Raw genomic sequence first — 16529 nt, 5'->3', positions numbered from 1 at the left:
AAAATAACTATGTTTAACGCCCAGCAGCAATCGCGCATTATAGAAATGGCATGGGAGGATAGAACCCCGTTTGAAGCAATAGAGCAACTTTATGGCTTAAACTATTCGCAGTTGGTGGTTTTTATGCGCCAAAATATTGCCAGCGGTAGCTTTAAAGTATGGCGAAAACGCCACGCTGGGCGCAAAACCAAACATTTAAAGCTGCGTGATCCCGCCATTATGCGCAGCCATTGTAAAACGCAATATAAGCAGCGTTAAGATTAATTTATACAGAGTTTCATATAATGTTCAGGCTAACTTGTTAATCTTGCGTTATTAACTAAAGCAGAGATTAACTATGTATAAAACCATTTATAGCGCATTAATTATTTTAATATTGAGCTCATTTAACGCACAAGCAAAGCACGACAAAGATGATTATTATGATAAGCACCATAATAAACATAGTAAATACGAGCATGGCTCAAACAAGCACTACAATAAAAAACACCATAATAAAAAACACTATTCAAATAAGCATGAGTGGAAAAAACACCATAAAAAATATGATCGCCACGATAACCACTTATCTAAAAAAGAAGCTAAAAAACTTATTCGTCAAGGGTGGACACCACCGGGTTGGCATAAAAGTTACCACAGAGGTGATATTTTAGAGCGTGATATTTATAAGCGTGCCAAAGTAATAGACAGATACCGAGATAAAGGTACTGTACGCATAGAGGTAGATCGTACTATTATTCATATGGTACACGACACGCGCGAAATACTGTCTATTTTGAGTCGATAAGCAACCAACAGGAATTTAAATGTTTATTACGCTGGCAATAATAACAAGTTTTTTATTATTTATAACGCTATTACCTATGGCGTATAGCCAGCATTACCTGGTGCGTGGTTGCGACTTTATTCGCTTACAAGTGTTTTATATTGCAAGCTTTATAGCATGTGTTGCTGGGTACTTTGCATTTAATAACGCCACAGACTTTTTGTATATTGTTGCAGGCGCTGTATTAATTCTGTTTTTACAGGGAAAGTGGATATACCCATATACTTGGTTGGCAAAAAAAGAAGTGCAAAGCGCCTCAAAACACATTGCGCACAGTGTAAGAATTATGTCGGCAAATGTACTTATGTCGAACCATAACAGTGAGCAATTAATTAGCTTGGTTGATCAGCATCAACCCGACCTGCTTATTACCCTTGAAAGTGACAGCTGGTGGCAAAATAAGTTATCAGTACTTAAAAAAGACTATCCATATTACATAGAGTGCCCTAAAGACAACCGTTACGGCATGCACCTATACAGTAAATTTAAAATATTTGACGCACAAATATGCCAGCTAATAGAAGACGACATACCGTCAATTCATATTTTATTTGCAAGTGCACAAGGGGTTAAAATGCAAGCGCACTTTATTCACCCAGCGCCACCAAGCCCCACCGAAGAAGACTCATCGCGGCCGCGCGACTCAGAACTAATTATGGTAGCAAAAGCACTTAAAAACCCAACACGGCCAACCATAGTTGCCGGCGACTTAAACGACGTAGCTTGGTCGCGCAGTACCCGTTTGTTTATGCAAATTAGTGGCTTACTAGACCCCCGTAAAGGCCGTGGCTTTTACAATACTTTTCATGCAAGTTACTTTTTTATGCGCTGGCCGCTGGATCATTTATTTCACAGCGAAGGGTTTAAAGTAAAGCGTATAAAACGATTAGCTAAATACGGTTCTGATCACTTCGCGCTATTAACCGAGCTAACCTTTGAAAATGCCGACCAACAATCGCTAGAAACTAAATCGGCGCAGCACAAGCAAGAAGAGATTCAACAACTCGCTATGAGCAAAGCAGATAAACGCAAAGTGCCAGTGTTTGAAAAGAGTTAAGCTTTCAGTAATTAATTTATAAAGAGCTTAGGTGCTGCGTTTTAGCACGTGATAAAAATGATGAGTAAAAGTGCGATATAAAATCGTAATAACAAAAATTGATGTTAGATAAATTGAATACAAAAACACCGCGCTGAATTAGCGCGGTGTTTTATTTTACTTTCTAGTAACGAGTGTTTAGTACTCGTACTTTATAGTAAGTTTATGAGCTGTGGATCATGATGCTTTTAACGTTCACAAATTCGCGCATGCCAAAGCCGCCGTGCTCTCGACCGTAGCCACTTTCTTTAACTCCACCAAATGGTAAGTTTGGTTGCGCTAAACCGTAGCCGTTTATGTTGATCATGCCGGTGTCGAAGTGCTTTTTAGCCAGCTCAATGGCTTTTTTCTCGTCTTTTGAGAAAATGCCGCCACCTAAACCATAGCGAGACGAGTTAGCAATTTTCATTGCATCGTTGTTGTCTTTCGCTTTTATAAGCGAGGCAACAGGGCCAAATAATTCGTCATCGTATGCTGGCATGCCTGGCGCTAAATTATCAAGTAGCGTAGGAGGGTAGTAAAAGCCGGTTTGCTCTGGTATTTCACCACCGGTGACTATGTTTGCTCCTGCTTTAACCGATTGCATTACTTGCTCGTGAATACCATCGCGTAAATCTTTACGTGCCATTGGGCCTAAATCAGTGCCGTCGGCCATTGGATCGCCCATTTTCATGGCTTCAAACTGCTGTTTTACTTGTGCTTTAAAGTCATCATACAGAGACTCAACCACTACAAAACGTTTTGCCGAAACACACGTTTCGCCGTTGTTGATCATACGTCCTGTTACACAGGTTTTTACGGCAAGCTCTAAATCGGCGTCATCAAGTACTAAAAATGCGTCGTTACTACCAAGCTCTAGTACGGTTTTTTTAACGTATTTACCTGCTTGCTCGGCCACTTTTTTACCTGTGCTATCGCTACCGGTAAAGGTAACGCCGCTAATCGCTTTATGCGCTATGAGTGCGCTGGCTGTTTTGCCATCAATAAGTAGGTTACTAAAGCAGTGCTCAGGAAATCCGGCTTGTTTAAACAAGGTTTCAATTTTTTCGGCCATACCAAATACATTACTGGCATGCTTTAACACTGTGGTGTTACCGGCCATAATATTAGCGGCGCTGTAACGAATTACCTGGTAAAGCGGAAAGTTCCAAGGCTGAATGCCAAGTAGTACACCCGTAGGCTGATAGCTAACAATTGCGCGACCGCCGTCCATGTCACGTTCTTCATCAGCAAGAATTTTAGGGCCGTGCTCGGCACTGTAACGACAAATGCCTGCGCACAGTTCAACTTCTTGCAAACCTTGGGCGTATACTTTACCCATTTCTTCGGTCATAAGCTTGGCTATGGCATCTTTTTGCTCTTCGAATAATGAAGCTAATTTGTTTAAGTGTTTTGCACGTTCGGTCACTGACACTAAGCGCCACTGTAAATAGGTTTGATGAGATTTTTCGATTACCTGCTCAGCTTGCTGTTGCGACAGCAGCGTATAGGTATTAATGATTTGCTCAGTTGTTGGATTGATCGTATTAACTGTGTTGCTCATTGTAATCTCCTCTATGTTTGTCTGTACTGAGAAGTGCAAAGGTAATGCCAGTTAAGGTTCTATTCGAGTTTATTTATAAGTTTATGTTATTAATGAATTTAATGTTTTTTATAATATGAATTTAATATTTTTATAGTTTATTTATCTGTTATATTTTGTAAACAATGCAAGTAGCTGCAAAATTTACAAGAAAATTAAAGTAATTTACGTATTTTTAGGCTTAGCTTTTTATTATTAGCTTGCAAGTTAGAGCCAGTAAACCCTCATCAAAAAATGGTTAATATAAATGAATGAAATTTCAATCTTGCCGCTAGGCGATAGCTATCAAGAACTTGCTGCAAATTTAAAACTGCAACTTGCAGCGCAATACCCAATTGAGCATATAGCGCGCAATACCGTATTGTTACAACAAGGACAAAAGCAGCGTTATGGCTATTTAATTCTTGATGGGGTGTTAGGTGCAATACATGATGATGCACAGGGCGGGCAAAGGTGTAAGGAGTTTTACTTTAAAGGTGAGTTTGCGCTACTTTATGGAAACTGGCTAACGAATACCGAAGCGTTTTATCAACTAAAAGTAATTAATAGGGTAAGCGTTATTAGCGTCCCATTGAATATATTTAATCAACCCGAATGGCAAATAATTAAGCAACAACTTATTGCGCAGCAGCTTATATTTAAAGAGGCCAAAGAAGCATTTTTATTGCTTAATACACCCGAGCAACGCTACCGTTATTTATTAGCCGAAAAGCCCCATTGGTTGGCGCAGCTAAGTTTAACTCAAGTGGCTATGTATATTGGTATTTCGGCAATTTCTTTATCAAGAATTCGTAAACGACTTAACTTAAGTTAAGAGTAATAACGTTAAAGCTAGTTAGACTTGCTGTTTTAAGGAGTCACTATGTTTTTAATTGCTCAGTCGTTAGTTGCTATAGCAACATTACTTGACCTTGCTTCGTTTCAGTTTAAGTCGCGTTCGTTAATTTTAACCTGCTTATTTATGTCGGTATTGCTGACTGCAGTGCACTTTTTTATGTTGGGGCACAATAGCGCAGGTTGCTTAATGTTAATTGCCGCCTTTAGGTATTTTTACTGCATTTATGCACGTAAAACGTGGGCAATGTATGCTTTTATGCTGTTGTGTTGCGTGGCTGTTTATTTTACTTGGCAAGATTGGTTTAGCGCACTGGCACTTATTGCGACGTTAATTCAAACGTTTGCATCGTTTCAAAAGCACGACTTACATATGCGTTTATGTATGGTTGTAGGTACTTTATTTTGGATAAGCCATAACGTTTTTGCAGGCTCTCCGGTCGCTATTGTTATGGAAAGCTTATTTTTAAGCAGTAATTTAGTTGGCTTGTATCGTTTTTATAGCACAAAAAAAATACCTTGTTGAGCTTTACTCAGGTGTAAGTAAAGCTAATTACAGGCTATAACTGTTTAGCTATTTCTTTGAGTAAATAGGTTTCGCGAATAATCGACAGCCCTTGCTTATCGCTGGTGGTAAGTGTTCGCTCGTTATGCTCAATTGCTTCATTTATATCTACCCACTTGGCAACCATACCATTTTGTTGCTCGTAGTGTTCAAGCTGCGCTTGGCCTAACTTTTGGTCAATATTACATACATAGCAATAAGACTTTATATGAATAATGTCAAAGTCGTCTTTGTACCAAGGGCGGTACTCTTCATATAGGCCGAACTCTTTTTTTATTACTATATTTTGTGCGCCGGTTTCCTCTTGTAGCTCACGTATTAACCCTTGCTCTATACTTTCGTGCTCATCAACACCGCCACCAGGTAAACTAAAGTCATCGTATCTCTTTGTATACATTAATAAAATATGCTGTTTATGCATGGCAATAGCGCGGGCGGTAATACGTGTAAATTGGCTGCCTTGTTCAATATTAATACTTGGGTGAATGAGGGTTTTTAATGGGCGCATTGGCTCTCCTGTAATAAAGTTAAATTATATCAGTTATTTATTTTAGGTTTTTATTAAATAGTATATAAAGTGAGTGTTTTTTAAGTTTAAGTACATCAAGTATGCTTACACTGTTCACTGATGAAAATGTAACTAAATAATATAAGCTCTGTAATTTAAGCTACAAATAGCGCGCCTTTCTTTTAGTGCTAAGGCCAAGTAGAATAATAAAAAAGCATAGGGATTAATCATGTTAAATATACTATTAGTGGACGATGACGTTGAGTTTAGTGACGTGGTTTGTCATATAGTCGAATTCCTCGGCCATAACATAAGTACAGCAACCAGTTTAAAAGAAGCCCATCAGTGGCTAGAAAACAATAGTTTTGATCATATACTGCTCGACTTTATGCTCCCCGACGGTAGCGGCTTACACCTACTTGATCATTTAAAAATGATAGGCCATTCACCTAAAATAACTCTAATATCTGGGCACCCTTCGGTAAAGGGGATTTTAGCCGACATGTGCGAACCTAATGTTGCGCATTTATTAAAGCCATTGCAGCGTGAAGATCTTGAAAGGGTGTTAAATGGCCCGAAAAAAACCATTAAAAAAACGAAATCATCAGCTATAACCCGCCACTTTGGTACGCTAATAGGCGAGTCTACAGCAATGCATAAGCTGTACACCATGATAGAGCGAGTGGCTAAAACCCACGCCAACGTAATGCTTATGGGCGAAAGTGGTGCGGGTAAAGAAGTGGTTGCTCAGGCCATTCATAATGCCAGCGAATGTGAAGGACCGCTGGTGGCAAGTAACTGTGGTGGTTTTTCAAAAGAGTTAATTAGTAGTGAGCTGTTTGGCCATGAAAAAGGCGCATTTACCGGTGCTATTGCACGTAAAGAAGGCGTGTTTGAACAAGCAAATGACGGCACGTTATTTTTAGACGAAGTAACCGAAATGCCAATTGGTATGCAACCTAACTTACTGCGCGTGCTAGAAACAAAGAAAGTAACACGTGTTGGCGGAAACCGCGAAATACCTACAAATTGCCGAGTTATTTCCGCCACTAACCGCTCACTTACCGATTTAGCGCAAAATAATATTATTCGTGAAGATATTTATTTTAGATTGGCAGTGTTTCCTATAGATATACCCGCACTGCGCGATCGTAAAGAAGACATTCCACTATTAGCAAATGCCTTTTTAGAGCAATTAAATGATGAAAATGGCACCGCATTTAATTGGAATAACGAACAGTTAAAAGAGCTACAAAGCTATGACTGGCCTGGTAACGTGCGCGAGCTACGCCATGCAATACATCGTGCCTTTATTATGAGCGAACCACAAACCAGTGATATTACCTTACCCGATAATTTAGAGTCGCCATTTTCAAAAGTGAATAGCCAAGTTAACGACAAGCAAGTATCGGCAGGACAAACCATTGAAGAAGTAGAAAAAGAACTTATTCATGCCACGCTCGATAAGGTACAAGGTAATAAAACACTGGCTGCACAAATGCTGGGTATTAGTACTAAAACACTTTATAACCGCCTTAATGCTTATGGTGGCATTGGCGAATATAAATAAAATTTGAGGAAAACAATGAGCAATCACAGTAAAAAACCTCTGAATGAGTTAGTACACGATGCTAGAGCACCACTTAATCGAATTTCGATGAATGCAGAGCTTATAAAGCTGGTGCTAGAAAACGATATGCCAAAAGAGAAAGCACTCGATGCGCTAAATAAAATTATTGCTAACTGCCAACAGTGCAGCGAAAGCTTACAAACAATTACAGACTCGCAATAATTTATCTCTTTGAATTAGGATGCTAAATGAGTACGCAAAAAGAACCAAGTAAAGCTAATGTCATTTGGGCAACATTTATTGTTGTGGTGTTATCTATCATTATTGGTAACGCATTTTTGGCAGTAAATACCATACACGGGTTAAGCCAAACACAAAATAGTTTAGACAATACCAGTATGCTCACTAGCGCTATCGAAAAGTTACATTTGTCAGTTGTGCAGGCCGAGTCGGGTCAGCGAGGTTATTTACTTACAGAAAAAAGTGATTATTTAGTTCCTTATTATGATGCACTTGAGCAGCTTGAGTCACAAACTGAGCATGTAAAATCATTAAGTTCAGAAATTAATGGCCAGGCAGAGCGTATTGCACTGTTATTGTCGTTAGTGGATCAAAAGGAAATTGAATTAAAAAAGACCGTTAACTTAGCGCAAAATAATAAAGAGCGCAGTGCGCTGTATTTAGTAAACACAGATAAAGGACGAGAGCTGTATAAAAAAATTCGCTTAGCGGTAAACGAAATTCAAGATCGAGAAATGCTGTTTAAAGTTAGCCATTTTTCTAAGTTAGCAAAAATAAAAAATGAAGCTAAAATTACCTTTGTTATTACCGCAGTCACTAGCGGTTTGCTAATTATAGGCATGTTTGTACTTACACGGTTAAATTTAAGAAATGCTGCGCAGTATCGTGCAGAGCTTGAAAAACAAAACGAAACGCTAGCTAACAAAGTGACAGAGCGAACTCAAGAGCTAACGCTTTATTCAGATGAGTTGAGCCGCAGTAACCGCGAGCTAGAAGAGTTTGCCTTTGTAGCAAGCCATGACTTGCAAGAGCCACTGCGTAAAATTCAAGCATTTAGTGATCGTCTCGAAACTATGTTTAAAGATGAGCTAGGTGAAAAAGGCATGGATTATATAGCGCGCATGAAAAATGCAGCGCAGCGCATGTCTAATTTAATTAATGATTTATTAGAGTTTTCGCGTATTACCACCCGTGGCAAAAACTTTGTTGATACCGATTTAAATAATGTATTAAATGATATTTTAAGTGATTTAGAAATTGCAATTAAAGAGTCTAATGCACAGGTTAATGTGGGCGATATGCCAATAATTCAGGCCGACCCAAGCCAGATGCAACAGTTATTTTTAAACTTAATTTCAAACGCAGTTAAATTTAGGCATCCAGAACAACAACCAGTTATTAATATTGAACACATAAAAACGAGTGAGTTTAGTGAAGGGCATAATACCGAAGTTTGTTGGCAAATAATTACCGTTAAAGACAACGGTATTGGTTTTTCGCCAGATTATGCAGATAAAATATTTGTTCCATTTCAGCGTTTACATGGGCGTTCGCAATATAAAGGCACCGGCATAGGTTTATCTGTTTGTCGGCGTATAGTAGAGCGTCATGGCGGTACTATAACAGCACAAAGTAACATGGGTGAGGGTGCAAGCTTCATAATAAAACTACCTGTGGAAAGCGAGCTTTTCACATTGCAAGGAGAGGCTTAAATGCCACTTACGAAAGTAAAACCAATCACTATTTTAATGGCTGATGATGATGAAGATGATCGTTTATTAACTCAAGATGCCCTCACCGAAAGCCGTGTACTTAACGAGTTACATTTTGTTGAAGATGGTGTGGAGCTATTAGAGTACTTGGAGCGAAAAGGTAAATTTGAGCAAAAAGATACATCACCCAGACCAGGTTTAATTTTATTAGACTTAAATATGCCACGTATGGATGGCCGCGAGGCATTGCAAGCTATTAAAGCAAACCCATGCTTAAAGGGTATACCTGTTGTTATTTTAACTACCTCAAAGCAAGAAGAAGATATGGTTAAAGGCTACGACTTAGGTGCTGCGTCGTATATAACTAAGCCAGTTACCTTTGATGGTTTAGTTGAACTAATGAAAGCACTCGGTAAGTACTGGGTTGAGTTTGTAGAGTTACCAAATACTTATAATGATTAAAAACAGCCACTAAAACGGGAGATTGCATGTCTATTAAGGCAACCAAGCTGCTACTTGTTGAAGATGATGAAGATGATTATATTCTTACTAGCGATTATCTTGAGCAGCTCAGTTCCCATACATTTGAGATTGAGTGGGTTAGCGACCCTAAGCAAGCAGTTAAAGTACTTAGTGAGAATAAGCATGACATTTGTCTGCTAGATTATCGCTTAGGTGCCTCAGATGGCTTAAGTGTATTAAAACAAGCAATAAAAAACGGCTTTAGTGGCCCAATAATTATGTTAACAGGGCAATCTAATGAAGCGTTAGATTCGGCTGCACTTGATGCCGGCGCTGTAGACTATTTAGTTAAAAGTGAAATGACCACTAGCCGCTTTGCGCGCGCAATACGTTATGCTTTAGCCCGTCGCGATGTTGAAGATGAGCGACTCGAACGATTAAAAGCCGAAGCCGAAAACCGCTCGAAAGATCGCTTTTTAGCGCACTTAAGCCACGAACTACGTACCCCGCTGTCGTCGGTTTTAGGTTACACCGAATTATTAATGCAAAGCGACTTTAGTAAACAAGCCGAAAACGAGCTAGGTGTAATTTATCGCAATGGTAAACACTTATTAAGCTTACTTAATGACGTCCTCGATTTATCAAAAATAGCGGCCGATAAGCTTGAACTTAATTGCAGTGATGTAAATCTTGATAGCTTAATGGCTGACGTATTTACTTTAATGCGAGTGTCGGCGCTTGATAAGGGCTTGTCATTACGCTTTGAATCGCTGCAACCCTTGCCTTTAATCGTTAATATTGACGCAACTCGCCTTCGACAAATACTTATAAACATTATCAACAATGCAATTAAATTTACCGAGCAAGGCGAAATAACTCTTTGTGCTTGGACTGAGTTTGTTAGCGACCGTGAAATGCTATTTTTTAGTATTGAAGACTCGGGCATGGGCATTGCCCCCGAAAAACAAGCGCTTATATTTAAACCGTTTGAACAAATAGCCGATGTTGAGTCGCGTGCAGTGGGCGGTGCAGGTTTAGGACTTGCTATTTGTACTGAGTTACTTAACAGAATGCAGGGCTCAATAGCCTTAGATTCAGCAATAGGCAAAGGCTCTAAATTTATTATTTCGCTCTATCCGGGCAATATTAAAAATGTAGAGCGTAGCTTATTAAGGCTTGACTTAACCCCTAATATGCAGCAAAAAAATGCACCATGTAAAGTTAATGGTAGGGTATTAGTGGTTGATGATTTACGTGATTTACGCGTTTTAGTTGGCCACATGATCACTTCTGCAGGAGCAAAAGTAGATTACGCTGAGCACGGTAAGCAAGCGCTTGAAAAAGTACGTAATGCCCAGCAACAAGGAATAGACTACGACGCTATTTTTATGGATATACATATGCCAATTATGGGCGGAAAAGAAGCCACCATAGAGCTTAGAAAAATTGGCTTTGAAGGCGCAATTATTGCCTTAACGGCAGCAACTATGAAAGGCATTCATAATGAGTTATCGGCATTAGGGTTTAATAATGTGATAGCAAAACCAGTCGATTCCAACTTACTGTATCAGTGCTTACAAGATACGCTTAGTAAAAATAATAAAACAGCAGATGTATTAATTCCCCCCGAAGTTACCCATAGTAATACCCGCTTTTTATTAGTAGAAGACGACGCCGATGCGGCGCAAATAACGCAACTTTTACTAGAAAGCTTAGGGGTTGAAACACAAATAGCAAGCAGTTATGAGCATTGTTTAGCCATACTTAAAGCAGACGCTAACTACGATAAAGTACTGCTAGATATGAACCTGCCCGACGGCAGTGGTTTAGATTTAGCAAACCATATAAAACAACATTATCCAAAATTAAAGCGCGTTATTGTTAGTGGTATGGAACCTGATCCAGTAAAAATTAAACAGCTTGAAATTGAGCAAGTGCTGCTTAAACCAATTAATTTAGCTTTGCTCGAAACACTTATTTAACCAACAATATAGAGTTGATTTATGCAGTTAGTAACATTGGGTTGTGAGCAAGTATTACCCTCAAAAGTGGTGTGTGTAGGGCGTAATTACACCGCACACATTGCAGAGTTAAATAATGAACTGCCAGAGCAAATGGTGTTATTTAATAAGCCTAATAGTGCAATTGGTACTAAGTTGCTAGCTAAGCATAATAAGGATGCTTTACATTACGAAACCGAGCTTTGCTTTGTGGTAAAAAATAGTCGTTTAGTTGGCGTTGGCTTAGGGCTTGATTTAACCAAACGCGAAGTGCAGGCTAAGTTAAAAAACAAAGGCTTGCCGTGGGAGCGAGCAAAAGCGTTTGACGGCTCTGTGCTATTAACGCCGTTTGTTGAGCTTAGCGAGGAGATGCAACATTTTAGCTTTGAGCTCAAAATAAACGATCAACTAATACAACAAGGCAATAGCGATTTTATGTTACATAAACCAGCGCAAATTTTAGCTGAAATTAGTGACTTTATGTACTTAGAAGATGGCGACGTGATAATGACCGGCACACCTGCAGGGGTTGGTGAAGTAACGGCGGGCAGTATATTTAGTGTCACGCTGTACGCCAATGGGCAACGTATATTGGCGTATAAATGGCGGGCCGAGTAATAATGCAAAGTTAAAAGTGCACCTATGGAGTAGGTGCACTTAGCTTGCGGTTTTTACTTTTAACTTGGTCTTTTTAATTAATGCGCATTAGCTTAATAAGGCATAGGGTATTGTCTAAAAATACGATTAATAGCGCCGAGAATTTCATTGCTTAAAGTAAGGTTAAACGCGCCTATATCTTCTTTTAATTGCGCCATAGACGTGGCACCAATAATAGTAGAAGTTACGCCATCCACTTTATTACACCAAGCTAGGGCAAGTTCTGCTGGGGTTAAATTATGGGCGTGAGCAAGTTCTACGTATTGCTTTATTGCTTGTTGTGCGTTTGGCGTATCGCGGAAAATACCGTTACGTTGCATAAAGGTCCAACGCGTTCCTTCAGGGCGTGCGCCGTTTAAATATTTACCGGTTAATGAACCCGCAGCTAATGGTGACCAAGGTAAATAAGCAATATCTTCGTGTACACATTGTTCTATTAAGTAAGGCCAATCTTTGGTGTGTACTAGGCTAAATTCGTTTTGAATCGACACCATGCGCGGTAAATTATGCTCTTTAGCTAAGTTTGAAAACTGGTTAACACCCCAAGGTGTATCGTCTGAAAGGCCACAGTGTTTTATTTTTCCGGCTTTTACGCAGTCGTTTAAACCTTCTAATATATCGAGCATATCGGCAGTTTGTTGCTGCGTATCTACCTCGGTAAATTTAAGCATTCCTGGCCATTGTTTGGCAAAATGTGGCGTGGCGCGGTTGGGCCAGTGTAGTTGGTATAAATCAATGTAATCGGTTTGCAAACGTTTAAGCGAATCATCAACCGCGGCAATGACTGTTTGGCGGGTAATATTGCTACCTTCACGTATCCACTCTAAACCGTTTCCGGCAATTTTAGTGGCAAGTACTATGTCGCTACGTTTATCTTGATTGCGCGCTAACCAGTTGCCAATAATTTGCTCTGTTTTGCCGTAGGTGTCGGGAGATGGCGGCACAGCGTACATTTCGGCGGTATCAATAAAGTTAACACCTTGCTCAAGCGCATAAGCTATTTGCTGATCTGCATCGCTTTGCGTGTTTTGTAACCCCCACGTCATACTACCTAAGCAGACCCTTGAGACGTTTACACCACTGCTACCTAGTGGGTTGTATTGCATATAAGCTCCTTATTTACTGGCTTAGTTTTGGGTATATTGCTGTATAGCAGATAAAAGCGGCTCAGTGATTGGCGACTTTTTACCAGTTTGAAAGTCAAACATTACGACTTGCGAAGTGCCCGTAGTGGTAATGGCATTTTGCGCGTGGCTAAACACGTTGTAGTTCATCATAAAGCGATCTGTTTTAATATCGCTAATGGTGACACCTACAGTGAGAGTATCGGGAAAAGTAACCGGGCGTTTATAGCGAATGGTGTTTTCGCTGATCACAGGGCCAATACCTTTGCTGCTAATGGTTTCAAAAAGATTTATTTTATTTAAAAAATCGATGCGAGCTATTTCAAAATAGCGTAAATAAACGACATTATTTACGTGTTGCAGAGCATCCATATCTCCCCATGCCACAGTAATATCAGTATGAATAGGATGTTGATCTTTAAACGTTTGCATACATTTACGCCCTTTAATTTTAAAGTGTTTAGATTATCAATATGGGGTTATTACCTCAAGGTAATTAACCTAGGGTATTTTATGTTTGGTTTAATTAAATAAAAGCTTTATTGTTATATAACACAGCTAGGGAGATATGTATGAAAAGTGTCGTTAATTGGCTTTTAGTCTGTTTAGTTTTTATAGCTGCATTTATTTGCTACGCGATGGGTAATGCATCGGGTGTAATTGCTTTAACAGTTGTGGGCTTTGCGTTGGAAACAGGGTTTTGGCTGTACTCTTTTAAAAAGCGTAAAAATAATAAACGCTGTTTTTAATAGGGTGCAAGCTTGCTAATTACAGGTGATTCTATAATAATGGCTGTATAAATAAACAGTTGTTATAGTGGTAATGAAAAAGTTTATTCATATAGATATGGACTGCTTTTATGCGGCGGTCGAAATGCGCGACAACCCTAAACTTGCCAATGTACCACTAGCAATTGGTGGTAATAGTCGCCGTGGCGTACTCTCTACTGCAAATTACATTGCTCGGGAATATGGCGTGCGCTCGGCTATGTCTAATTATCATGCTAAGCAGTTATGCCCCGACTTAGTTATAGTGCCTGGGCGTATGGCTGTTTATAAAGACGTGTCGACGCAAATACGTGCCGTGTTTAGTCGCTATACAGATTTAATTGAACCCCTCTCTCTTGACGAAGCCTATTTAGATGTAACCCATAGTGAGCAGTGTAAAGGCAGCGCTACACTTATTGCGCAGCAAATTCGTGCTGATATTTATAATGCCACAGGGCTTACTGCCTCGGCTGGTATTGCGCCAATTAAATTTATTGCCAAAATAGCCAGTGACGAAAACAAACCCAATGGTCAGTTTGTAGTATTGCCCGATCAGGTTGATGCCTTTTTAGCACAGCTACCGCTGGGTAAAATTCCGGGGGTAGGTAAGGTCACGCTCGAAAAGCTTAACTTAAAAGGTTTGTATACAGGCCAAGATGTACGCAAAAAAGGCGTAAATTGGATGCAGCAACATGTAGGTAATTTTGGCGTGTCGTTATATCAAAAGTGCGCTGGTGAACACATAGGCCGGGTGTCTACTGAGCGCGTACGTAAATCTCTAAGCGTTGAGCATACTTATGAGTACAATAAAAATAGTTTACAAGAATGCCTAGAACAACTTCCTTCACTACTTGAGGAGTTAACCACTCGACTAAACAAGCAGCAGCTGCAAAATCAGGTAAATAAACTTAGTGTTAAAGTGAAATTTGCTAATTTTGTAGTGACCTCAGCCGATCAGGCGCATCAGCAATTAAATAGCGATATTTTTAGCGAACTATTAGCTAAAGCGTATCAACGCGGCTTACAGCAACCAGTGCGTTTGTTAGGTATTGGGGTAGGAATAAAGAATCAGCCGCAACACAATTTGCAGCTGAGCATACTTGATATGTAAACCCTGTAGTGACAAGTTGCCAGCGCATGTTAACTTAAGCTGGGAGCTTATCGCAGCTTGCTGGTCTTCAATATTCAAATCAACGATAATAGAGGCTTATGTTTTTAACAGGACCTTTATTTATGGCATACCCTAAAGCAGTAGTGGCTCAGCCAATGAGCGCTAGCCTTGAATGCAACGCGCATGACGCACTCATTATAATTAGTGATGACTTTTCTCAATTAGCTAACAATCCATTACGCGACGCTATTGCAGCGCAAGCAAAAGTAGATTCACGTATCGGTAAGCAAGTAACTTTATTAGTTATTAATAATAAACGTGTAGTACTGGCGCCTACTGGGCCATTAAATAGAGACTACGACGATGTACGCCGTTATTTTGATGCTGCAAAATTAGCAATAAATGAAGCTAAAGCATCGGGCAGTGTTAACCCTGCTATTTACTTGCCTAATATAAATGCCGACAGCCGTTATCAGCATGCGCTAGAAGTTGCTTACTTAGGAACTTGCCAAGCATTGTGGCAGCCATTAGAAGCGCGCGAATATCATGGCGAGGCTATTGAGCCAATTACGCAAATTGGTTTGGTTGATGCCACAGAGCAAACAATTAAAGCAGTGAATGCACTTGCAGCTGGACAATACGCAGCGCGTGATTTATGTGGCACTGAGCCTGAGCGCATGGCGCCGCCACGTTTTGCAGATTACTGTGTTGATCTATTTAAAGGCAGTAATGTTGTAGTTGATGTTATTGATGACCTTGCAGTTATAGATAAAAACTACCCTATGCTTAGCACAGTAGCTCGTGCATCGTACGCTGTTGAGCATCATCACCCGCGTGTAGTTAAATTAGAATATGTACCAGAGGGCGAGGTAACTCGTACACTCATGTTTGTAGGTAAAGGCTTAGTATACGATACCGGCGGCGCTGATTTAAAAGTGGGCGGCCATATGGCGGGCATGAGCCGCGATAAGGGCGGTGCAGCTTCTGTGGCCGGCTTTATGAAAGCAGTGGCCGACTACCAACCTAAGGGCGTTAAAGTAATTGCTTACTTAGCGGTAGTACGTAACTCAATTGGCTCTGATTGTTTTGTACCAGATGAAATTATTACTAGCCGTGAAGGTGTGCGAGTACGTATAGGTAATACAGATGCAGAAGGGCGCTTAGCTATGGGCGACCTGTTAAGTGAAATGAAAGATTTAGCTAAAAACCAAATTAACCCAACGCTATTTACAGTGGCCACTTTAACCGGCCATGCAGCCCGCGCTATGGGTCCTTATGGTGCTTACGTTGAAAATGGACCAGCACGTAGTGCTAATATTTCACGAAAGCTCGCTGATAACGGCGACTTATGGGCCGATGGCGCAGAAGTATCGCGTTCTCGTCGTGAGGATTATGACTTTATCAAGTCGCGTACTTTAGCAGACGATGTACTTTCTAGTAATAACGCAGCATCGGCTGTAACGGCACGAGGACATCAGTTCCCTATGGCGTTTTTAGCAATTGTTGGCGGCTTATACAAGCATGGTAACGACTCAGCTCAGCCACTACCTTATGTACATATGGACATAGCGGGTAGCGCAGTAGAGGGCGGCGATTGGCAGCATGGCAAGCCAACGGCAGCCTCGGTAAGTAGTTTATTTGCTAGTTACTGTTTGTAATTACCATAAAGTAGTAATTAACAACGCCCTGTAAAT

At 40.1% G+C, this 16529-nt stretch carries 18 protein-coding genes; 14 read left to right on the top strand and 4 right to left on the bottom strand.

Translation table 11 applies throughout. The annotated features are described in order from the left end of the window. Positions 1–9: 9 nt before the first annotated feature. The 3 genes from RB215_RS11705 to RB215_RS11695 all read left to right on the top strand — a co-directional run bounded on the left by RB215_RS11705 (position 10) and on the right by RB215_RS11695 (position 1883). Positions 10–258: a TIGR03643 family protein gene (locus RB215_RS11705; RefSeq protein ID WP_011329055.1), complete on the top strand. Its 249-nt coding sequence runs from the start codon at positions 10–12 to the stop codon at positions 256–258. 79 nt (positions 259–337) lie between these two features. Next, positions 338–787, top strand: a complete 450-nt coding sequence (locus RB215_RS11700; RefSeq protein WP_011329054.1) for a hypothetical protein — start codon at positions 338–340, stop codon at positions 785–787. A 19-nt stretch (positions 788–806) separates the two neighbouring features. Further along, positions 807–1883 (top strand): endonuclease/exonuclease/phosphatase family protein, encoded by a 1077-nt coding sequence (locus tag RB215_RS11695; protein WP_011329053.1) that lies wholly within the window; start codon positions 807–809, stop codon positions 1881–1883. A 202-nt stretch (positions 1884–2085) separates the two neighbouring features. Here RB215_RS11695 and RB215_RS11690 read toward each other — a convergent pair whose 3' ends face one another. Continuing rightward, complete coding sequence (locus RB215_RS11690) at positions 2086–3465, bottom strand: NAD-dependent succinate-semialdehyde dehydrogenase (protein ID WP_011329052.1); 1380 nt, start codon at positions 3463–3465, stop codon at positions 2086–2088. A 286-nt stretch (positions 3466–3751) separates the two neighbouring features. Between RB215_RS11690 and RB215_RS11685 the strand changes: the two genes are divergently transcribed. Then, the gene (locus RB215_RS11685; protein ID WP_309216444.1) at positions 3752–4318 is read left to right on the top strand and encodes a Crp/Fnr family transcriptional regulator; all 567 of its coding nucleotides are present in this window, start codon (positions 3752–3754) and stop codon (positions 4316–4318) included. A 48-nt stretch (positions 4319–4366) separates the two neighbouring features. Beyond that, positions 4367–4864 carry a YgjV family protein gene (locus RB215_RS11680; RefSeq protein ID WP_011329050.1) on the top strand — a complete coding sequence of 166 codons (498 nt, stop codon included), beginning with the start codon at positions 4367–4369 and terminating at the stop codon, positions 4862–4864. A 34-nt stretch (positions 4865–4898) separates the two neighbouring features. On the opposite strand, the gene RB215_RS11675 is transcribed toward RB215_RS11680, so the two are convergent. Continuing rightward, a complete protein-coding gene (locus RB215_RS11675; RefSeq protein WP_309216442.1) occupies positions 4899–5411 on the bottom strand; it encodes an NUDIX domain-containing protein in 513 nt (170 codons plus the stop codon). A gap of 229 nt (positions 5412–5640) precedes the next feature. Here RB215_RS11675 and RB215_RS11670 point away from each other — a divergent pair, with 229 nt between their 5' ends. The 6 genes from RB215_RS11670 to RB215_RS11645 are packed head-to-tail and all read left to right on the top strand — an operon-like array spanning position 5641 to position 11794. Then, positions 5641–6981, top strand: coding sequence for a sigma-54 dependent transcriptional regulator (locus RB215_RS11670; RefSeq protein ID WP_179807508.1), 1341 nt, complete (start codon positions 5641–5643; stop codon positions 6979–6981). A gap of 15 nt (positions 6982–6996) precedes the next feature. Beyond that, entirely contained in the window at positions 6997–7203 is a 207-nt protein-coding gene (locus tag RB215_RS11665) for a hypothetical protein (RefSeq protein ID WP_011329047.1), read from the top strand. Positions 7204–7229: 26 nt separating this feature from the next. Then, complete coding sequence (locus tag RB215_RS11660) at positions 7230–8714, top strand: ATP-binding protein (RefSeq protein ID WP_309216438.1); 1485 nt, start codon at positions 7230–7232, stop codon at positions 8712–8714. Further along, positions 8715–9176, top strand: coding sequence for a response regulator (locus RB215_RS11655; RefSeq protein ID WP_011329045.1), 462 nt, complete (start codon positions 8715–8717; stop codon positions 9174–9176). A gap of 26 nt (positions 9177–9202) precedes the next feature. Then, on the top strand, positions 9203–11158 hold the full coding sequence (locus RB215_RS11650) for a hybrid sensor histidine kinase/response regulator (protein ID WP_197108732.1): 1956 nt from the start codon (positions 9203–9205) through the stop codon (positions 11156–11158). Between the two features lie 21 nt (positions 11159–11179). Continuing rightward, positions 11180–11794 (top strand): fumarylacetoacetate hydrolase family protein, encoded by a 615-nt coding sequence (locus tag RB215_RS11645; protein WP_309216435.1) that lies wholly within the window; start codon positions 11180–11182, stop codon positions 11792–11794. 92 nt (positions 11795–11886) lie between these two features. Here the strand turns inward: RB215_RS11645 and RB215_RS11640 are convergent, their stop codons facing one another. Further along, positions 11887–12939 carry an aldo/keto reductase gene (locus tag RB215_RS11640; RefSeq protein WP_309216434.1) on the bottom strand — a complete coding sequence of 351 codons (1053 nt, stop codon included), beginning with the start codon at positions 12937–12939 and terminating at the stop codon, positions 11887–11889. 21 nt (positions 12940–12960) lie between these two features. Then, positions 12961–13389, bottom strand: coding sequence for a thioesterase family protein (locus tag RB215_RS11635; RefSeq protein ID WP_086993205.1), 429 nt, complete (start codon positions 13387–13389; stop codon positions 12961–12963). 140 nt (positions 13390–13529) lie between these two features. Between RB215_RS11635 and RB215_RS11630 the strand changes: the two genes are divergently transcribed. The 3 genes from RB215_RS11630 to RB215_RS11620 all read left to right on the top strand — a co-directional run bounded on the left by RB215_RS11630 (position 13530) and on the right by RB215_RS11620 (position 16493). Then, positions 13530–13706, top strand: coding sequence for a hypothetical protein (locus RB215_RS11630; protein WP_011329040.1), 177 nt, complete (start codon positions 13530–13532; stop codon positions 13704–13706). 73 nt (positions 13707–13779) lie between these two features. Next, entirely contained in the window at positions 13780–14835 is a 1056-nt protein-coding gene (gene dinB, locus RB215_RS11625) for a DNA polymerase IV (RefSeq protein WP_011329039.1), read from the top strand. A gap of 122 nt (positions 14836–14957) precedes the next feature. Then, entirely contained in the window at positions 14958–16493 is a 1536-nt protein-coding gene (locus tag RB215_RS11620; protein WP_309216432.1) for a leucyl aminopeptidase family protein, read from the top strand. The last annotated feature ends 36 nt before the right edge of the window (positions 16494–16529 follow it).

The organism is Pseudoalteromonas sp. HL-AS2, assembly GCF_031198805.1.
In the GTDB taxonomy this organism is placed as follows: Bacteria; Pseudomonadota; Gammaproteobacteria; order Enterobacterales; family Alteromonadaceae; genus Pseudoalteromonas; species Pseudoalteromonas nigrifaciens.
This window is presented reverse-complemented; position numbering and strand designations above follow the sequence as displayed.